Raw genomic sequence first — 15,141 nt, forward strand, 5'->3', positions numbered from 1 at the left:
CCCCGAACAAACTCGTCTACACCGGCAACATCAAGCCCGCGGTCCCGACCACACCGGCGGGAACCACCGTCTACATCATCAACCCCACCGCGTTCCCGATCGCTGACCGCGCCACCGTCGAAAGCCCCATCACCGTCGCGAACGCGGCAGGCAACGGCTCCGCTGCCGCCGTGGTCAAGGTCAGCGCCCGCCACACCGATCGCGGTGACCTGGCCGTCTACCTGATCGCCCCGGACGGCACGCAATACCAGTTGAAGACCGCCACCTCCGGTGACGACGTGGCCAACCTCAACGCGGTCTACACCGTCAACCTGTCGGGCGAGGTCCGCGCCGGCACCTGGAAACTGCGGGTGCAGGACGCGTTCGCCGGCGACACCGGCACTCTCGACACCTGGAATCTCACCGTCTGAACAACCAAAACAAGGGCGCCTCCACCGAGCCGGAGGCGCCCTTTGCGTATCAGCAGACCCAGTGATTGCCTGACTTTTACCTTTTGTAGGCAAACGCGAGTGTGAGACGTACCGTGTTCAGAATGGAGACCCGGGGGGCGGCCGTGCGGCGCACGGTCGAGATCGCAGTGCCCGCGCACATCGCGTACGAGCGGATGTGTCGCATCGAAGAGTATCCATTGTTTCGGCATCAGGTACGTGAAGTGCTCGCGTTGTCGGACGACACGCTGCGGTGGGATCTCCCCGGCGAGAGTTTCACCGCCCGGCTCGACCTGCGGGAGCCCGACCGCCTGCTGCAGTGGCACAGCGTCGACGGCCCGGACTGCACGGAGACCGTCACGATCCAGCCACTTTCCCCGCAACGATGCCTGGTGACCGCCGAGCTGAACGGGCCGGCGACGATCGTCGACGGGCTCGCGGCCGACCTGCCGGAGTTCAAGCGCCAGGTCGAGCGGGACCACCCGCCGCTGGGCCACTTCGTGAACGAGCGCCCGCCGACCCTCAACCGGCACCGGTCGAACTGGCGTGAACAGCGCATGATCGGGCGCACCAGTACCGGGGAACGCGGAGCACGGCAGGGACCCGCTGCCTAGAGTTGGACAAATAGCGGGGAAAAGGGGGTTCGATGACCGCGATCCTGGTCGCCGATGACGACGAGGACATTCGGGAGCTCGTGCTGTTTAAGCTCGAGGCGGCGGGCTTCGACGTCACCGCGGTCGACAATGGACTCTCCGCACTGGAAGCCGCCCGTAACCGGCCACCCGACCTCGCTCTGCTCGACGTCATGATGCCGGGGCTGTCGGGCATCGACGTGTGCCGGGCGCTGCGCGCCGAAGAGGCCACCGCCCAGCTGCCGGTGATCCTGCTGACGGCCCGCGCGCAGGAGGGCGACGTCCAGATCGGGTTCGGCGCCGGCGCCGACGACTACGTCGTCAAGCCGTTCAGTCCCAAGGAACTCGTGAGCCGGGTCGAGGCCGTACTGTCGCGCGCCAAAGCATGAGCGCCAACGCATGACGCTTGCGCACGCCGCGGCGATCGCGCTCGCCGCGCTGATGGCCGCGGCGCTGCTGTTCGGCGCGATCACCGTGCTGGGACGCGTGACGAAGAGGCAGTTGACGGCCCGCCGCGCCCGGCTCGCCGCACCCGCGCGCAAGCTGTTGGTACGGCTGACGGCGGGCGACGACGACGAGACGCTCCTCGACCAACTGGTCGCCGTCGACCAGCGCACCTGGAACGCCGTCGAGCCGGCCGCGGTCGGGATGCTCGGCAAGGTGCGGGGGGAGGCGCACACGAGCCTCGTCACCGTGTTCAAGCGGCGCGGTGCCGGCGACCGCGCGCTCAGGGAACTCACCGCGCGCGGACCGGTGACCCGGGCCCGCGCCGCCGAGGTGCTCGGCAACCTCGGTGACCCGGCGTCCGTCCCCGCGCTGTGCACGCTGCTCCGCGACCGCGACCCCGACGTCCGGGTGGTCGCCGCCCGGTCGCTCGGCCGCATCGCCGACCCGGCCGCGGCGATCCCGCTGCTCGACTCGCTCGACGGCCGGAACGCCGTGCCGCCGCAGATCGCCGCGCACGCGCTCGTTCGGCTGGGGCTGGGCGCGCAGGCCGCGTTCTCGGCCGGGATGCTGCACCACTCCGAACTGGTCCGCGCCACCGCGCTGGAGGTGCTCGGCCTGATCGGCGCGGTGGGCGCCGCCAAGCAGGTGGAGTTCGCGCTGCGCTCGGACCTGTCGCTGGAGGTCCGGGTGCGGGCCGCCCGCACGCTCGGCCGGCTCGGTCCGCGGTCGGCGCTGGCGCCGCTGCTGGAGGCGGTCGAGCCGGGCCACGCCAAGCAGTTGCGGGCCGAGGCGGCGAAGGCGCTCGGTGAGCTGGGGGCGCCGGCTGCGGCGCAGCCGCTTGCGGCGCTGCTCGCCGACGACGAGTACGAGGTGGCCCACGAGTCGGCGCGGGCGCTGTTGAAGCTGGGCGTGGCCGGGCGGAGCGAGCTGGAGAAGGCGGTCGACGAGGCCGACGACGAGCCGCTGAACGCCGAGACCCCGGGCGGGCACGCCCGCGAGGCGCTCAGCGCCGCCCACCTCGCGGAGCTGCGGAAAGACGCGCTGGCCGGGGCAGCGCGGTGATCCAGGACTTCTTCCGCATCACCGACGTGGCGATCCTCACCTACTTCCTCGTCATCAACACGAGTTACCTGATCCTCATCGTGCTCGCCGCGGCCGAGTTCGTCCGGCACCTGCGGCACCAGCCGTTCGCCGGCCTGGAGGACATGTACCGCAGCCCGCTCACCCCGGGCGTCTCCGTGCTCGTGCCGGCCCACAACGAGGAGGCCGGGATCGTCGCGTCGGTGCAGGGGATGCTCGCGCTGCGCTACCCGCAGCTCGAGGTGATCGTCATCGACGACGGCTCGACCGACAGGACCTTCGACCGGCTGAAAGAGGAGTTCGACCTCATCGAGACGCCCCGCGTCGTGCCGAACGAGGTGCCTACCAAGGGCAAGGTGGTCGGCGTCTACGTGCCCCGCCTGCGGCCCGAGCCGTTGATCGTGGTGCGCAAGGAGAACGGCGGCAAGACCGACGCGCTCAACACCGGCATCAACCTCGCCCGGCAGCCGTTGGTGTGCATGGTCGACGCCGACTCCATCCTCGACCCGCAGGCCCTCCTGACCGTGGCCAAGCCGTTCGCCGACGACCCGCTGCGCACCGCCGCCACCGGCGGGGTCATCCGGGTGGCCAACGGCTGCAGCGTCGTCGCCGGCCGCATCGTCGACGTCCGGATGCCGCCGAAGTGGCTGCCCCGGGTGCAGGTGGTGGAGTACCTGCGGGCGTTCCTGCTCGGGCGCACCGGCTGGTCGCGGCTCGGCGGGCTGCTCATCATCTCCGGCGCGTTCGGCATGTTCCGCCGCGACCTGGTCGTGGAGATCGGCGGGCTCGACCACGACACGATCGGCGAGGACGCCGAACTGGTGGTCCGGCTGCACCGGCACATGCGCGAGCAGCGGCGCGACTACCGCGTGGTGTTCGTCGCCGAGCCGGTGTCGTGGAGCGAGGCGCCGTCGACGGCGCGGGTGCTCGGCCGGCAGCGGCGCCGGTGGCACCGCGGCATCTCCGAGATCCTGTGGAAGCACCGCCGCATGCTCGCCAACCCGCGGTACGGCCGGATCGGGCTCATAGCGATGCCCTACTACGTGTTGTTCGAGTTCCTGGCGCCGGTGATCGAGCTGGCCGGGCTGGTGATGGTGCCGCTCGGCTTCGCCGTCGGCGCGGTGAACGTCGACTTCGCGCTGAAGTTCCTCCTCGTGGCCTACGGCTACGCGATGGTGGTGAACCTGATCGCGCTCGCCGTCGAGGAGTTCACGTTCGCCCGCTACCCGGGCTGGAAGGACCTCGCCTACGCGACCGTCGCGAGCGCTCTGGAGAACATCGGCTACCGCCAGTTGACGGCGGTGTGGCGGGTGATGGGCGCCTGGGCCGCGATCCGGAAGAAACGCCAGGTGTGGGGTGTGATGACGCGCACCGGCTTCCATGAGGCACGCTAGGAGCCGATGCGGCCGCACGTGATCCTCAGCTGCGCGATGTCCCTCGACGGGTACATCGACGACGCCACCGACGAGAGGCTGATCCTCTCCGGCCCGGCCGACCTCGACCGGGTCGACGCCCTGCGCGCGGGTTGCGACGCGATCCTGGTCGGCGCCGGCACCGTGCGCGCCGACAATCCGCGCCTGCTGGTCCGCAGCGCGACGCGTCGGGCCGAGCGCAAGCGTCGGAAAAAGCCGGAGAACCCGACGAAGGTGACGCTCACCACGACCGGCGACCTCGACCCGCACGCCGCCTTCTTCACGGCGGGCGACGCGGCGAGGATCGTCTACGTGCCACCCGGAACCACCGCGGACCTCCCGGCCACGATCGTGGCCGCCGACGGCCTGCCCGCGCTGCTCGAAGACCTGGCCGGCCGCGGCGTGGAGCGGCTGCTGGTCGAGGGCGGCACCGCGATGCACACCGCGTTCCTGTCCGGCGGGCTGGCCGACGAGCTCCAGCTCGCCGTCGCGCCGATCCTGGTCGGCGGCGGCACCCGGTTCGTCGAGCCGGCCACGTTCCCGCCCGGCCGCCTCACCCTGCTGGCGATGGACCGGGTCGGCGACATGGCCGTGCTCACCTACGGCCGGCCCTGGAAAAGACCGTGATGAAGACCGACGAGGAGTGGCTGCGGACGGCCATCGAGCACTCGCGGCACTGCCTGCCGAGTTACGCCGCGTACTCGGTCGGCGCGATCATCGTGTCGTCGGCCGGGGTGGAACTGGCCCGCGGCTACTCCCGCGAGACGGAGGCGACGGCGCATGCGGAGGAGGCGGCGCTGGCACGCGTCACATTAAATGATCTTGCGGACGCCACGCTGTATTCGTCGCTCGAGCCGTGCGGGGTACGGACGTCGCGACCCGTGCCGTGCGCGCGGCTGATCGCCGAAACGGCGATCGGCCGCGTGGTGTTCGCGATGCGCGAACCACCGACGCTCGCGCCCGGCGGCGGCGCGGGAATGTTGCGCGCCGCCGGGGTCGAGGTGGTCGAAATGAACGAGCTTTCGGACGCGGTGCGCGCGGTGAACGCGCACCTGTTCGGCGACGTGCGCCGCTGACGGCGTTGCCTCAGACCGACAGCGGTGCCTCGGAGAGGTCGGCGGCCAGCTCTTCGAGGTACTGCCAGCGGCCCACGTCACGGGCGGTGTAGGCATCGCTCGCGGCCACCAGTTTCACGCCCGCGGCGGCCATCGCCCCGGCCACCCGGCGGGTGGGCAGGCGGTGCCGCTCGCTCAGCTCGACGGCGGTACCGGTACCGCGGCAGGCGTCGGCGAGCGTGGCGAGGATGGCATCGTCCACAGTGGACTCCGCGATACCGGCCTCGGCCAGGAACTCCAGCGGGCGGGCCAGGGTGGTCGGGGCGTAGCGGCCGACGCGCTCCATCGCCAGGCACAGCACGCCGACGAGCCGGGCGGCGACCTCGTCGGCGGCCAGGACGCCGCTGTCGAGCTGGGCCCGCACGAGGTCGGGGCCGAGCAGGCCGGCCGGGGTGGGCAGCCGGGAGACGGCCAGCGAGATGATCTCCAGCTGGCCGAGGTCGGACGGGAACGCCAGCCAGCCGTCGACGCCGATGGCCTCGACCTCGACACCGCGCCGGAGGATCACGTCGGTGCGCTTCTGCGCCCGCTGGATGGTCGCGATGTACGAGGGCAGCCAACCGGTGTCCGACCCGACCCGGTCGGCGAACGTCAGCTCGGTGATGCCGGCCGCCTCGGCGGCCGCGACGACGATGCTGACGCTGTCGTGGCCGGCCGCGTAGGCGGTGTGGACGTGGGCGTCGCGGCTCAGATCGATCATGGGTACACATCCGTGTGTTGGCAGGGGCGGTGGCTTGCCTGACCAATACTCCGGACCGACCCGTGCCGTTCGGTGACCCGCGACGTTGCCGAAAGGTGGTTACTGCACGGGGGCCGGCCGCCGGTACCGGTAGCCGAAGCCGCGCACGCTCTCGATCGGGCTCGCCTCCGGGTCGGTCCAGCCGAGCTTGCGGCGCAGCCGCAGCACGGCGAACTTGACCCGCTCGGGGCCGATGCCGGTCGGGTCGTCCCAGGCCTGTGCCAGCAACTGGTTCGGCGACAGCACCGCGCCCGCGTGCCGCACGAGCACGTTCAACAACCGGAACTCGGTCGGCGTCAGGCGGACCTCCGCGTCGGACACGAACGCGCGCCGGGCGGCCGGGTCGATCCGCAACGTCCCGTCGTCGTAGACCTCGTCGGCCCACGACGCGGTGGTGCCCGACCGGCGCAGCAGCGCCTCCACCCGGGCCACCAGTTCGGCGTTGGTGAACGGCTTGGTCAGGTAGTCGTCGGCGCCGCCGCGCAGGCCGCGCACCTTGTCCGACTCCTGGCCGTGCGCGGTGAGCAGCAACACCGGCACGTCGGAGATGTCGCGCAGGCGTTCCAGCACCTGCCAGCCGTCCATGCCGGGCAGGCCGATGTCGAGGATCACCAGCTCCGGCCGCTCGTTGAAGGCGTCGCGGAGGCCGGCCCGGCCGTCCTTGGCGTGCGCGACCTGGTGGCCGGCCCGCTGCAGCAGCAGTCGCAGAGCGAGGGCGATGTCCGGATCGTCCTCAACGACCAAAAGACGACTCATGACGAACCTCCATGTGTGCGACGTGCGGGACGCGTGGGAAGGGTCACGGTCACCGTGGTGCCTGCGCCCTCGGTGCTGGCGACCTGGATGGTGCCGCCGTGCAGTTCGACGATGGCCCGGCTGACCACCAGTCCGAGCCCGGTGCCGGGCGGGGTCGGCTGGCCGCCCGCCGCGGTGTTCGAGCCCCGGAAGAACGCGCTGAACACCCGGGCCAGCTCCGCGGCCGGGATACCCACGCCGGTGTCGCCCACCGACAGCTGCCAGCCGGTGGAGACGGGCTGCGCCCGGACCGTGACCGACCCGCCGGCCGGGGTGAACTTCAGCGCGTTGTTCAGCAGGTTGTCGATCACCTGGTGCAGCCGGGTCTCGTCGCACGTCAGCTCGGGGCCGTCGTGCGTCTCCACCACCAGGCGCAGGCCGGCGTTCTCGGCCGCCGGCAGCCGTTCGGTCACGGCGGTACGCACCAGGTCGGGCAGGCGCACCGGGGCCGGCCGCAGGTGCAGGGTGCGCGCTTCCAGGCGGGACAGCAGGAGCAGGTCCTCGATCAGGCGGAGCAGCCGGTTGGCGTTGCGGTCGATGACGTCGAGGTACTGCCGCTGTTCGTCGTTGAGCAGCCCGCTGCTCGCGTCACCGAGCAGGTGACCGAAGGCGACCACCGACGAGAGCGGACCGCGCAGCTCGTGCGCGACGGTCGCCACGAACTGGTTGTTCAGGGCCGCGGCCTCGGCGAGGCCGCGGTTGCGCTCCTCCAGGCCGCGCCGCACGGCCACCTTCGAGGTGACGTCGCGCAGGTGCATCAGCGTGCCGCGGTGCCCGCCCTCGCTCTCCAGCGGCACGAAGTCGAGTTCGACCACGCGACCGTCGGCGAGCTCGACCTCCTCGCCCATCACGGCCCGGCGCGCCGCCACGATGTCGCGCAGGCGCACGGCGTCGGTGACCCCGGCGCCGAACAGCGGCTGCAGCTTGGCCAGCAGCCGCGGCCAGCCCCGTTCGCCGCCGACCTGCACCGGGTCGGCCATGCCGAGGATGCGGCGGAACGCCGAGTTCGCGACGGTGACGCGCTGGTCCTCGTCGATCAGGAGAATGCCGTCGCGCAGCGTCTCGACGAGCGACAGCAGCCTCCCCCGTTCCACCCGCAACGCGCGTTCCGCGGCCCGCTGGGTGGTGACGTCGAGCCCGAAGTAGGCGACGACACCGGCGTCCGGCACGTCGACGAAGCTGCGGACCGCGAACTCGAACCGGCGCCAGTTGCCGGCCGCAGTGCGGATCCGCAGGTCGACGCTGCTCGGCGGCGTCTCGCCGGCGCAGGCGGCGATGAAGGTGCCGATCGCGTCCGGCCGGTCCTCCGGGTGGATCAGGTCGAGCAGGTTGTCGGTGGGCGGGCTTTCCCGGTCGTAGCCGAGCAGGCTGCCGAACGACTCCGACAGCGGGGTCCAGCCGTGTGCGGGGTCGATCACGACGATCAGGGCCCGGGCGTTCCGGGAGAGCACCCCGTGCAGCCCGACCGGCGGCCCCGGGTGCTCGGGCACCGCCCGGCAGGGCAGCCGCAGGGCGCGGCCGGCCGCGTCGACGATCGCGTCGAGGGCGCCGCGGGCCAGCCGGTGCGCCTCCGGGTCGGACAGGTCGGCGCGCAGCGTCTGCCGCCATTCGAGCGGTCCGACCGGCCGGGAGGCGGTGAGCTCCGGCCGACCGCCCGCGCCGGGCCGGCCCGCGAGCGTGAAGCCGGCGCCGCGCACGCCGGGCAGTTGGCGCACGTCCGGGAGGAGCGCCTGAACCTCGACCATCGTCGTGGCCCGCTCGGCGCGATCGATCAACTCGGTGGCAGCCGGTGCCACGAGTTCGGCGGCTGAGCCGTGATCGGTGTCTCCGCGCACAGTTCTCCTCACTCTTTGTGCGTCCCATTCTTACCTAGTGTCATGGGTTGTACGGTAAATTCCGGACGTACTCGGCAACCCGTTCGCATCCGGCGGGGACCGCTGTAGCGCTCTCGGCCAGCGAACCTCGACAAGTGCCCGACTTTTCCGAGCCTCGGCTCGGTGCTGTGGGCTGCACCCGACCGACCGGTCGGGGCTTGTCACCGGACGGAAGGCTGTCTTATGGGACGTGCTCGCGGTTTCGGTGTGTTGTTCGTTGCCCTCGCGGGCGCGACAGCGGCCCTGTTCGGCGAACCCACCTCCGCCACCGCCAACGGGGCCGTCGCCGGCACCGTCGTGGTCAAGGGCAGCCTGGCGGTCCGGGTCGCGGCCACGGCCGGCTCGGCCCACGTCGAGTTCCTCAGGAACAAGGCGAAGGTCAGCGTCGTGTGCCAGGTCCGCGGCGACGAGCGCATCAAGGGACGCGTGCGCAGCACCGACCGATGGGACCGGCTGACCAACGGCCGTTACGTGTCGGACGCGTTCATCAAGCGCGACAGGAACATCGCCGTACCGGCGTGCGCGCCGACCGTGGTGCCGGCCGGCCCCGCGGCGGCATACCGCGGCATCGGCCCGGCGAGATCGGTGTACCCGCTCACCGGACCGGCGGCGACGTTCGAGCAGAACAAGCCGTTGTGGACGCTGCCCGTCCCGCCGACCGAGGTCGGCGGCTTCCGAACCGTCGGCCGGCCCGAGCACGACGGCGTCGACCTGCCGCAGGCGCGCAACACGCCGATCGTCGCGGCGGCCGCCGGCGTCGTGGTGACGGTGCGCTGCAACACCTCCGGCCCCTCCTGTGACGTCGACGGCTCACCCGGCATCCGCGGCTGCGGCTGGTACGTCGAGGTGGTGCACCCCGATCGCATCACCACCCGGTACTGCCACATGGTCCGCCAACCCGAGGTCGTGGTGGGCGACGCCGTCGAGTCCGGCCAGGTGCTCGGCTTCGTCGGCACCTCCGGTCACTCGTCCGGACCGCACCTGCACTTCGAGGTGCACCTCGGCGACCCGGCCACCCGGGAGAACGCCATCGACCCCGTCCCGTTCATGCAGTTCGTAGGCGCACCGCTGTAACCCCATCCCCCACAGAAATGCTCCATCCCCCGAGGAGTCCCCCCAATGAACATCCGACTGATCGTTGTGGACGAACACGCCCTGATCCGGCTCGGCCTGACCCGCCTGCTCGCCGGCATCGCCGACATCGAACTCGTCGGTGAGGCCGGAACCGTTGCCGAGGCACGGGCCCTGGTCGAGGAGACCCGGCCCACCGTCGTCATGTTCGACACCGCCCTGCCCGACGGCGACGGCTGGGACATGGCCCGCGAACTCCGGGCCGCCGACCCGACCCTCGGCCTCGTGCTGCTCAGCTCGAACGGCGACGACGCCGCCATGACCCGGGCACTCGACGAGGGCCTCTCGGCGTTCGTCAGCAAGGACGCCCCGCCGTCGAACGTGCTCGCGGCCGTGCGGCACGCGGCGCAGGCGCCCCGGTCGTTCAACGCGGTCGGCCTGGCCGCGGCGCTGGCCCGCCGGCGGGCGTCGGTCGGGCTGCTCAGCCAGCGCGAGCGCCAGGTGCTGGCGCTCATGCGCGACGGCATCAGCCTGCCCGGCATCGCCGACCGGCTCGCGGTGTCGGAGGCGACGGTGAAGACGTACGTCGCCCGGCTGTACACGAAGCTGCGCGTCAACAACCGGTCGCAGGCGCTGATGGCCGCGGTGACGCAGGGACTCCTGGACTCGGCTGCGGCATAAGCGAGCGCGCCCCGAGGCGCGTTCGCGAAAACTGGAGAAATCCGGACAAGATGCCGCTCGCGTCTCACAATGAAAGATCATGAAGAGGCGTGGGATCCTGCTCCCCACCGTGGTCGCGCTCGTGGCCGCCGCGGCATTGATCGGCATCGGTCCGGCGGTGCCGTCGACCGACGGTTGCCCCACGGTCGACGCGGCCGGAACGGTGTCGGCGGCGACACTCGAGTCGCCCGTTCCGGCCCGGGCCTGCGCCCTCGCCGGCAAGGTCGTCGGCTTCGGGCCGCTCGCGGTGCGCGTCCCCGAAAAGGACGGTGAGGCCGTGACGGCCGCCGGGTCCGCGCGGACCGGACACCCGACGACGCTGACGGTCGAACGGCGCCACGGGACGGTGCGCGCGCGGATCTGGCGACCCGGCGGCGCGCCGGCACCGCGGCCCCCGGTGTCGCGGATGGGCCGCGCCGTCACCGAGACCGCCAGCGTGCGGTGCGGCGACGCGGCCGGCGCCTGGCTCGGCATGCGCTGGCAGAGCCCCTACCGCTGGACGATGCGGGTCGCCGGCCTGCCCGCCTACCTCGGCGCGTTCGAACCGGTCCGCGACGCCGTCCGCGCCGCCGCGACCTCCGTGGACCAGGGCCGCAACAGCTGCGGCCTGACCGCCGACCTGGCCCTGTCACAGCGCTACAGCGGCGAGACCACCCGCGACGCCGGCATCAACGCCGACGGCACCTGCGGCGACCGCGACGACCGCAACGTGGTCGCGTTCGGCCGCCTCGACGGCGGTCTGCTGGCGCTGACCTGCCTATGGTGGTCGCGCGGGCGCACGGTGGAGTCCGACGTGCGGATCAGCGACGTGCCGGGCCTGTTCACGCTGGACCCGGTGGCCGGGTGCTCGGGCAGCTGGGACCTGCAGGGGACGCTGACGCACGAGTTCGGCCACGTCTTCGGCCTGGGTCACGTCTCGTACGCCGAACACGGCGAACTGACGATGAGCGACGGCCTGGCCGCCTGCTCGACCGGCTTCCGCGCCCTCGGGTTGGGCGACTACCAAACCCTCCGCGGCCAATACGGCACCACGTAGGTCCCTTCTCGCGCTTTCGCCCTCGGCAATCCAGCTGCCGGGGGCGATTTGCGCGCTCTGCCGCGCCTACGTGAATCGCGGCAATGACACGGCACTTTGGGGAGAGAAACGTCGGTTCCGGCCGACCTTTGTCTCCCAGGTCCGGGCTCGGATCGCCTCTCAGCCACGGAGCGTGGCCGGACAAAGTGATCGAGGAAGAGTGGGCCTGTCCTGACAGGCCTTTTCTTCCTCGATCAGCATGGATGGCGTGCACTTTTTGCAGTCCTGGCTACAAAAGGTGTCCGCACAAGTGCGGCGCGACCACGGCCGAACTCGTAAGCGCGCCGACGCCGCCTTGACGGGTGGGTACTCGGCGGCAACTCGACCGCAACTGTCTACATAGGACGGCCGCGCCGGTAGGGCGCGCCGCAACCATCGCGCACCGTCGCGGGTCCGATCAGGGCTACCCGCGACACCGACGGTAGGGACTCACCAGTTCCCCCCGTCGGAGGCCCACGATGTTCCGAAATGCCCGCCGCCTGTTGCTCGGTCCGCTCCTGGCCGTGTGCGCATCCGGCGCCGTTCTGACCATCGACGCCGGTGCCGCTCCGGCCTTCGACGGCGGTACCGGTGAGATCACCGGGATCGTCAAGGCCGACGGAGCCACCCGGGCGTCCGCCACCAACGCGGTCGGCCGGGTCGACACGGTGCGGGCCGAGACCCGGGTCGTCATCAAGTGCCGGGTCAACGGCCAGTACGTGAAGGGGACCGTCGGCAACTCCACGCAGTGGGACCTGTTGTCGACCGGTAAGTTCCTGGCGCACGCCAACGTGCAGACCAGCGCGACGATCCCGGCGTGCCCGGAGCCGGTGACGGCGCCGATGGCCCCGGCCGGTCCGCTCGCCACCACGAGCAACGCCGCGTTCCTCGCCGCCGCGGTGGCACCGGCGCGGGCCAGCCAGTACGAGTTCAAGGTGCCGGCGTCGGTGACCCTGGCCCAGGCCATTCTGGAGTCGGGCTGGGGCAAGAGCAAGCTGTCGGTGAACGACCGCAACTACTTCGGCATGAAGTGCTTCGGCAACCCCGGCACGATCGCGATCGGTTGCCACGACTACGTGACGACGGAGTGCGACCAGGCCACCCAGACCTGCTTCACCACCACCGCGACGTTCCGGGTCTACCACTCCCCCACGGACTCGTTCCGCGACCACGGCAAGCAGTTGGCGACGCTGACCCGCTACAAGGCGGCGTTCAACTACCCGAACAACCCGAACCAGTTCGCCGCCGAGATCCACAAGGCCGGCTACGCGACGGACCTGACCTACACCGACAAGCTCGTCGGCATCATGGTCAAGTACAACCTGTACCAGTACGACCTGCCGTAGACCGCACGGACCTCAGGCGCGCGGCAGCAGGCACGTCACCTCGGTGCCCTCGCCCGCGGAGGCGGCCCAGATGCGGCCGCCGTGGCGTTCGACGATCGACTTCGTGATCGCCAACCCGAGGCCGGTGCCCTGCGCGGCCCGCTCCTGCGACCGGGTGGAGCGGAAGAACCGCTCGAACACGCTGTCGACCTCGTCGCCCGGGATGCCCATCCCGGTGTCGGAGACGACCAGCCGGGCGAACCCCTCCTCGTCGCCGTCGACGGTCACCCGGACATGGCCGCCGGGTGGGGTGAACTTCAAGCCGTTGTCGACCAGGTTTATCAGGACCCGTTCCAGCTGGGCCTGGTCGCCCAGCACCACCAGGTGCTCGTGCCGCAGGTCGACGGACAGCTCGACGCCGCGGCCGGCCCGGGTCGAGTGCAGCGCCTCCAGCGCACCGCCGACGATCGCCCGCACGTGCACCGGACGGGCGTTGATCTTCACCGCGCCGGCCTCGATCCGCGACAGCATCAGCAGGTCCTCGATCAGGGCCAGCAGCCGCCGCGCGTTGCGTTCGACGGCGCCCAACAGGCGGGCCTGCGGTGCGCCGAGGGCGCCGGCGTCGCCGTCGGTCAGGAGCTCGACGTTGCCCAGGATGCTGGTGAGCGGCGTGCGCAGTTCGTGCGAGACGGTGGCCACGAGGTCGCTGCGGACCCGGTCGAGTTCGCGGAGCCGGTCGACGGCGGCGGTCTCCCTGGCCAGCGCCGCCCGCATCGCCTCGGCGCCGCGCCGCTCGCGGGTGACGTCGCGGGCGACGCCGAGGAACCCGGTCACGCCGCCGTTGTCGTCACGGATCTCGGTGGTGGTCAGCACGACCGGCAGCCGCGAGCCGTCCTTGCGCACGAACGTCCACTCCTGCGGGCCGATCTCCTCGGCCGGACGGAACAACGCCGGCCCCGGCACGACCCCCATGGCCGCCGCCCGGGCGGCGATCTCGTCGGGCTCGTGCCACAGCAACGGCGACACCCAGCCGACGACCTCCTCGGCGTCGTAGCCGAGCATCCGCTCCGCGCCGGCGTTGAAGACCGTGACCACGCCGTCGGTGCCGGTCGCGATGATCGCGTTGTCGGTCGCGGCGGCGAGCACGTGTGCCAGCGTCAGTTCGGCCTCGCGCTGGTCGGTGACGTCGACGGCGGTGACGATCACCTGCGTCACCGCACCGGTCCGGTCGGTGCGGGCGGTGGCCCGCCACACGAGCGCGTGGCGCCGGCCGTCGACGAACGCCCAGTGGTTCTCGTAGGTGAGCGGGAAGTCGTCGGCCGCGATCCGGGTGAACGCCGCGCGGATCGTGTGCGGGTCGGCGGTCGACGCCTCCGGCGCCGGTGCGACGTCGAAGAACGGCTTGCCGAGCACGTCGGCCGCGCGCAGCCCGGTCTGCTCCTCGCAGCGGCGGTTGAACGCGACGATGCGGCCGTCCCCGTCGAGAACGACCAGAAGCAGGGCGCTCGCGTCGAGCACGGCCGCGGTGAACTCACGCTCGCGGCCGGCGGCGGTTCTCGCGGACGCGATGCGCGGCACCAGCCGGTGCGTGGTCCACGTGACCGCCGCACCGGCGCACCGCCACAGCGCCGACACCAGTCGCCGCCAGCTACCGGCGGAGTCGAGGGGCCGCCTCGCCCCGTCGGTTCCGCTCAGGACGGGTGGCCGCCCTTCAGCAGCTCGCCGAGCGCCTCCACAGCGGATTCGCTCGGCGAGGCCGCCTCCCGGTTGGCTTTCTGCAGTTCGAGGTAGACCTCTTCACGGTGTACCTGAACCGATCGCGGCGCCCGGATGCCCACGCGGACGACTTCGCCGCGGACGTCGAGCACGGTGACGACGATGTCGTCGCCGATCATGATGCTCTCGCCTGGGCGGCGGGTCAGCACGAGCACTGGCGCTCCCCCTTCGGGTGGTCACCCCGAAATGGGCGATAAGCGTAGAGTACCCGATTTACGCCGCAGGCATGAGAACCGCACGGATGGGCCAGTCCCCGCCGAGGACCAGCTGGCACGCCGTCCGGTTGGACTCGTTCACGATGATCGGCGCCATCAGGTTGGCGGTCGAGGACCCGGCGGTGTCGCCGGCCGTCACCACCAACAGGATCGCCAGGTTGCCGGCGTCGGACTCGGAGGCGCCCAGCGCGGAGAGCGACTCGTCGTCGATCTCCGGCTCGTAGTTGAGGAAGAACGGCCCCGGCGGCACGACGAGGAAGCGCAGATCCGGGTCGGAGACCGAGGTCAGTGCGTACAGGACGCCTTCTTCGTGCACGCGCACCAGCACGAACTGGCGGTGACCCGGGAAGCCCGGCATCGGCGATACGAACTCGAGAACGGGAATCTCGAGGTCGGCTGCGGCCATCTCGGCGTTCTCCACGGCCTTCTCGGATCGGGTTTTGACGCTAGGCATGATG

The 15,141-nt window shown here is 71.5% G+C and carries 17 protein-coding genes; 11 read left to right on the plus strand and 6 right to left on the minus strand.

The window, feature by feature from the left end; genetic code table 11:
• The 7 genes from Vau01_RS00005 to Vau01_RS00035 form a co-directional block, all read left to right on the plus strand.
• Window positions 1-410 (plus strand): proprotein convertase P-domain-containing protein (locus Vau01_RS00005; protein WP_203985443.1); only part of this gene is annotated, 410 nt, incomplete at its 5' end.
• Between the two features lie 122 nt (window positions 411-532).
• The gene (locus Vau01_RS00010; protein ID WP_203985444.1) at window positions 533-1,042 is read left to right on the plus strand and encodes an SRPBCC family protein; all 510 of its coding nucleotides are present in this window, start codon (window positions 533-535) and stop codon (window positions 1,040-1,042) included.
• Window positions 1,043-1,074: 32 nt separating this feature from the next.
• Window positions 1,075-1,449, plus strand: coding sequence for a response regulator transcription factor (locus Vau01_RS00015; protein WP_203985445.1), 375 nt, complete (start codon window positions 1,075-1,077; stop codon window positions 1,447-1,449).
• 10 nt (window positions 1,450-1,459) lie between these two features.
• Window positions 1,460-2,569, plus strand: a complete 1,110-nt coding sequence (locus tag Vau01_RS00020; RefSeq protein WP_203985446.1) for a HEAT repeat domain-containing protein — start codon at window positions 1,460-1,462, stop codon at window positions 2,567-2,569.
• Entirely contained in the window at window positions 2,566-3,981 is a 1,416-nt protein-coding gene (locus Vau01_RS00025; protein ID WP_239151171.1) for a glycosyltransferase family 2 protein, read from the plus strand. Before Vau01_RS00020 ends, Vau01_RS00025 begins: the two co-directional genes overlap by 4 nt.
• Before the next feature lie 6 nt (window positions 3,982-3,987).
• Entirely contained in the window at window positions 3,988-4,626 is a 639-nt protein-coding gene (locus Vau01_RS00030) for a RibD family protein (RefSeq protein ID WP_203985447.1), read from the plus strand.
• Entirely contained in the window at window positions 4,626-5,075 is a 450-nt protein-coding gene (locus Vau01_RS00035; protein WP_203985448.1) for a deaminase, read from the plus strand. The genes Vau01_RS00030 and Vau01_RS00035 overlap by 1 nt, the downstream gene beginning before the upstream one ends.
• Window positions 5,076-5,085: 10 nt before the next feature.
• On the opposite strand, the gene Vau01_RS00040 is transcribed toward Vau01_RS00035, so the two are convergent.
• The 3 genes from Vau01_RS00040 to Vau01_RS00050 form a co-directional block, all read right to left on the minus strand.
• Window positions 5,086-5,814: a hydrolase gene (locus Vau01_RS00040; RefSeq protein ID WP_203985451.1), complete on the minus strand. Its 729-nt coding sequence runs from the start codon at window positions 5,812-5,814 to the stop codon at window positions 5,086-5,088.
• A 99-nt stretch (window positions 5,815-5,913) separates the two neighbouring features.
• Window positions 5,914-6,609 carry a response regulator transcription factor gene (locus Vau01_RS00045; RefSeq protein ID WP_203985454.1) on the minus strand — a complete coding sequence of 232 codons (696 nt, stop codon included), beginning with the start codon at window positions 6,607-6,609 and terminating at the stop codon, window positions 5,914-5,916.
• Entirely contained in the window at window positions 6,606-8,483 is a 1,878-nt protein-coding gene (locus Vau01_RS00050) for a sensor histidine kinase (protein ID WP_203985455.1), read from the minus strand. Before Vau01_RS00050 ends, Vau01_RS00045 begins: the two co-directional genes overlap by 4 nt.
• A gap of 246 nt (window positions 8,484-8,729) precedes the next feature.
• Here Vau01_RS00050 and Vau01_RS00055 point away from each other — a divergent pair, with 246 nt between their 5' ends.
• From Vau01_RS00055 to gsmA, 4 genes are all read left to right on the plus strand, one after another.
• A complete protein-coding gene (locus tag Vau01_RS00055) occupies window positions 8,730-9,596 on the plus strand; it encodes a peptidoglycan DD-metalloendopeptidase family protein (protein WP_239151173.1) in 867 nt (288 codons plus the stop codon).
• Window positions 9,597-9,641: 45 nt separating this feature from the next.
• A complete protein-coding gene (locus tag Vau01_RS00060; RefSeq protein WP_203985457.1) occupies window positions 9,642-10,274 on the plus strand; it encodes a response regulator transcription factor in 633 nt (210 codons plus the stop codon).
• 79 nt (window positions 10,275-10,353) lie between these two features.
• Window positions 10,354-11,349 carry a zinc metalloprotease gene (locus tag Vau01_RS00065; protein ID WP_203985458.1) on the plus strand — a complete coding sequence of 332 codons (996 nt, stop codon included), beginning with the start codon at window positions 10,354-10,356 and terminating at the stop codon, window positions 11,347-11,349.
• A 497-nt stretch (window positions 11,350-11,846) separates the two neighbouring features.
• Window positions 11,847-12,713: a sporangiospore maturation cell wall hydrolase GsmA gene (gene gsmA, locus Vau01_RS00070; protein ID WP_203985459.1), complete on the plus strand. Its 867-nt coding sequence runs from the start codon at window positions 11,847-11,849 to the stop codon at window positions 12,711-12,713.
• A 12-nt stretch (window positions 12,714-12,725) separates the two neighbouring features.
• Here the strand turns inward: gsmA and Vau01_RS00075 are convergent, their stop codons facing one another.
• The 3 genes from Vau01_RS00075 to fliW are packed head-to-tail and all read right to left on the minus strand — an operon-like array spanning window position 12,726 to window position 15,137.
• The gene (locus Vau01_RS00075; RefSeq protein WP_203985460.1) at window positions 12,726-14,327 is read right to left on the minus strand and encodes an ATP-binding protein; all 1,602 of its coding nucleotides are present in this window, start codon (window positions 14,325-14,327) and stop codon (window positions 12,726-12,728) included.
• Between the two features lie 56 nt (window positions 14,328-14,383).
• Window positions 14,384-14,623: a carbon storage regulator CsrA gene (gene csrA, locus Vau01_RS00080; RefSeq protein ID WP_203985461.1), complete on the minus strand. Its 240-nt coding sequence runs from the start codon at window positions 14,621-14,623 to the stop codon at window positions 14,384-14,386.
• Window positions 14,624-14,681: 58 nt separating this feature from the next.
• Complete coding sequence (gene fliW, locus Vau01_RS00085; RefSeq protein ID WP_239151175.1) at window positions 14,682-15,137, minus strand: flagellar assembly protein FliW; 456 nt, start codon at window positions 15,135-15,137, stop codon at window positions 14,682-14,684.
• Window positions 15,138-15,141: the final 4 nt, after the last annotated feature.

The sequence above is a fragment of the Virgisporangium aurantiacum genome, from assembly GCF_016863635.1.
GTDB classification, from domain to species: Bacteria; Actinomycetota; Actinomycetes; order Mycobacteriales; family Micromonosporaceae; genus Virgisporangium; species Virgisporangium aurantiacum.

What these genes read in the sequence shown, in the direction of transcription:
- Vau01_RS00010 (WP_203985444.1), top strand. Translation starts at nt 533, where the DNA reads ATGGAGACCCGGGGGGCGGCCGTGCGGCGCACGGTCGAGATCGCAGTG.
- Vau01_RS00015 (WP_203985445.1), top strand. Translation starts at nt 1,075, where the DNA reads ATGACCGCGATCCTGGTCGCCGATGACGACGAGGACATTCGGGAGCTC.
- Vau01_RS00020 (WP_203985446.1), top strand. Translation starts at nt 1,460, where the DNA reads ATGACGCTTGCGCACGCCGCGGCGATCGCGCTCGCCGCGCTGATGGCC.
- Vau01_RS00030 (WP_203985447.1), top strand. Translation starts at nt 3,988, where the DNA reads ATGCGGCCGCACGTGATCCTCAGCTGCGCGATGTCCCTCGACGGGTAC.
- Vau01_RS00035 (WP_203985448.1), top strand. Translation starts at nt 4,626, where the DNA reads ATGAAGACCGACGAGGAGTGGCTGCGGACGGCCATCGAGCACTCGCGG.
- Vau01_RS00040 (WP_203985451.1), bottom strand. Translation starts at nt 5,814, where the DNA reads ATGATCGATCTGAGCCGCGACGCCCACGTCCACACCGCCTACGCGGCC.
- Vau01_RS00045 (WP_203985454.1), bottom strand. Translation starts at nt 6,609, where the DNA reads ATGAGTCGTCTTTTGGTCGTTGAGGACGATCCGGACATCGCCCTCGCT.
- Vau01_RS00060 (WP_203985457.1), top strand. Translation starts at nt 9,642, where the DNA reads ATGAACATCCGACTGATCGTTGTGGACGAACACGCCCTGATCCGGCTC.
- Vau01_RS00065 (WP_203985458.1), top strand. Translation starts at nt 10,354, where the DNA reads ATGAAGAGGCGTGGGATCCTGCTCCCCACCGTGGTCGCGCTCGTGGCC.
- gsmA (WP_203985459.1), top strand. Translation starts at nt 11,847, where the DNA reads ATGTTCCGAAATGCCCGCCGCCTGTTGCTCGGTCCGCTCCTGGCCGTG.
- fliW (WP_239151175.1), bottom strand. Translation starts at nt 15,137, where the DNA reads ATGCCTAGCGTCAAAACCCGATCCGAGAAGGCCGTGGAGAACGCCGAG.